Here is a 2,796-nt window from a genome sequence, read left to right as displayed (position 1 = left end):
TCAATTGTCGATCCGATAATTAGGCGCTTCCTTGGTGATCTGCACGTCGTGGACGTGGGACTCCCGCATGCCGGCGGCGCTGACGCGCACGAATTGCGGCTTGGTGCGCATCTCTTCGATGTTCTGGCAGCCGGTGTAGCCCATGCTGGAGGCGAGGCCGCCGATGAGCTGGGTGATGACGTTGAGCACGCTGCCCTTGTAAGGCACCCGGCCCTCGATGCCCTCGGGCACCAGCTTGCCGGGCTCGGTCTGCTCCTGGAAGTAGCGGTCGCTGGAGCCCTCTTTGCCCCCCATGGCGCCGAGGGAGCCCATGCCGCGGTAGGACTTGTAGGAGCGGCCCTGGTAGATCTCCACCTCGCCCGGCGCCTCGTCGGTGCCAGCGAAAAGACTGCCGATCATGACGCTGTTGGCGCCGGCGGCGATGACTTTGGCCACGTCGCCGGAATAGCGCAGGCCGCCGTCTGCAATCAGCGGCACGCCGGTGCCGGCAAGCGCCTCGTGGACATTGGCAACGGCTGTGATCTGCGGCACACCGACACCAGCGACAATGCGGGTGGTACAGATGGAGCCGGGGCCGATGCCCACTTTCACGGCGTCGGCGCCAGCCTCCACCAGCGCACGTGCGGCCTCGCCGGTGGCGATGTTGCCGCCGATGACCTGCACGTCCGGGAAGTGCTCCTTGATCCAGCGGATGCGGTCCAACACACCCTGGGAGTGACCGTGGGCCGTGTCCACCACCAGTACGTCCACGCCGGCCTCAACTAGGGCCGTCGCGCGCTCGTCGGTGCCGCTGCCGCCGGAGACCGCGGCCCCCACGCGCAGGCGCTCGCGATCGTCGCGGGAAGCCTTGGGAAAGTCGGCCGCCTTCTGGATATCCTTGACGGTGATCAGCCCGCGCAGCTCGAAGGCGTCGTTCACCACCAGCACCTTCTCGATGCGGTGCTTGTGCAGCAGGCCCAGAATCTCTTCACGGGTGGCGTCTTCCTTGACGGTCACCAGCCGCTCGCGGGGTGTCATGATGGCCGATACTGGAGCATCCATGCGCGTCTCGAAGCGCAGGTCCCGGCCTGTGACGATGCCCGCCAGGTGTCCCCCCTCGGTGACCGGCACGCCGGAGATATTGTGTGCCCTGGTGATGGCCAGCACCTCGCCGATGCTCATCTCCGAGTCGACGGTGATGGGGTCCCGGATAATGCCGCTTTCGTAGCGTTTGACCGTCTGCACCTCTCGCGCCTGGCGCTCGATGGACATATTCTTGTGTACGATGCCAATGCCACCCTCTAGGGCAAGCGCGATGGCAAGCCTGGCCTCGGTCACGGTGTCCATGGCCGCCGATAAGAGCGGTATTTTGAGGCCGATGCCGCGGGTCAGCTGCGTGGATAGGTCCACGTCGCTTGGTACCACCTTCGAGTGGGCGGGCACGAGCAGGACGTCGTCGAAGGTGAGTGCTTCACCGAGCAGGCGCATGGCGGGTCTCCGGCGGGGGATCGAGTGCCGATGAGTTAACTGCTTATCATAGGAATTCAACGCGACGCGGTAAACTGGAAGCCGCGGCGGTGGCTCGCAGGCCCCGCTCGCCCATCACGGAGTGGAAATGCGCGCCCGCACCAGGCGCTATCATCTGCGGATACACACAGCACCACAACGCCCGCGAGCCCACGCCCAGTTTCACCCCCACGGGCTTCTCGCCCGCGGTCTGCATCCGAGCCCAAGCCATGTCCTTCGCCGCCGGCGCCGAGCAGATCGTCGACTTCCAGCGCGATATCTGGACTGTGTCCCGGCTCAATGCCGAGGCCCGCGCCATCCTGGAGGGGTCTCTGCCGCTGCTGTGGGTTCAGGGGGAGATCTCGAATCTCGCCCAGCCGGCGTCCGGCCATTGCTATTTCACGCTCAAGGATGCGGGCGCCCAGGTGCGATGCGCGCTGTTCCGCCAGCGCCGGCAGTTGCTCGCCTTCCGGCCCGCCAATGGTCAGCAGGTGTTGCTGCGGGCACGCCTGACGCTCTACGAGGCCCGCGGCGACTTCCAGCTGCGGGTAGAGCACATGGAGCCGGCGGGCGAGGGCGCGCTGCGCCTTGAGCTGGAGCGGCGCAAACGCCGCCTGGCGGCGCTGGGTCTCTTCGACGAGGCCAAGAAGCGACCGCTGCCGGCCCTGCCTGCGCAGATCGGCGTCATCACATCGGCGACCGGTGCGGCGGTGCATGATCTGCTCACGGTGCTGCGGCGGCGCCTACCGCTGGTGCCGGTGCTGATCTACCCTGTGCCGGTCCAGGGGGAGGCTGCGGCGGCGGCCATCTGTGGGGCGATCGCCCTCGCGAACCGCAGGGCGGACTGCGATCTCCTGATCCTAGCTCGTGGTGGCGGCTCGCTGGAGGACTTGATGGCCTTCAACGACGAGGCGCTGGCGCAGTCGATTCGCGCATCCGGCATCCCGGTGCTGACGGGTGTCGGTCATGAGATTGATCTCAGCATCGCCGATCTGGCCGCGGACCAGCGCGCAGCGACGCCCTCCGCGGCGGCGGAGATGGCGGTCCCGTCTGCTGCGGATCTGATACAGCGGCTGGCTGCCCTCGAGCGCCGGCTCGGTGCGGCCCTTGGCGGCCGCCGCAGCGCCGCGGCGCAGCGCCTCATCGCCGCGAGCCGCCGTTTGCATCTGCGCGACCCTGCGGCGCGTCTGGAGCAGTTCGCGCAGACCTTGGATCGGCTGCAGCGTCGGCTGGACCTCGCCATGCGGCGTGGCTTGGAGCGCCGCGCTGCGGCGTTGGAGCGCCGGCAGGCGGGCCTGCGGGCTGCCGCAC

Annotated in this window: 2 protein-coding genes; one reads left to right on the top strand and one right to left on the bottom strand. The window is 67.9% G+C overall.

What is annotated here, in order from left to right:
* Nucleotides 1-1,467 carry an IMP dehydrogenase gene (gene guaB / locus I6U14_RS11630; protein WP_296899497.1) on the bottom strand — a complete coding sequence of 489 codons (1,467 nt, stop codon included), beginning with the start codon at nucleotides 1,465-1,467 and terminating at the stop codon, nucleotides 1-3.
* 248 nt (nucleotides 1,468-1,715) lie between these two features.
* Between guaB and xseA the strand changes: the two genes are divergently transcribed.
* On the top strand, nucleotides 1,716-2,796 hold a 1,081-nt coding region (xseA, locus tag I6U14_RS11625; RefSeq protein WP_296899496.1), incomplete at its 3' end, for an exodeoxyribonuclease VII large subunit.

Source organism: Thiohalocapsa sp. (genome assembly GCF_019695415.1).
GTDB lineage: Bacteria > Pseudomonadota > Gammaproteobacteria > Chromatiales > Chromatiaceae > Thiohalocapsa.
This window is presented reverse-complemented; position numbering and strand designations above follow the sequence as displayed.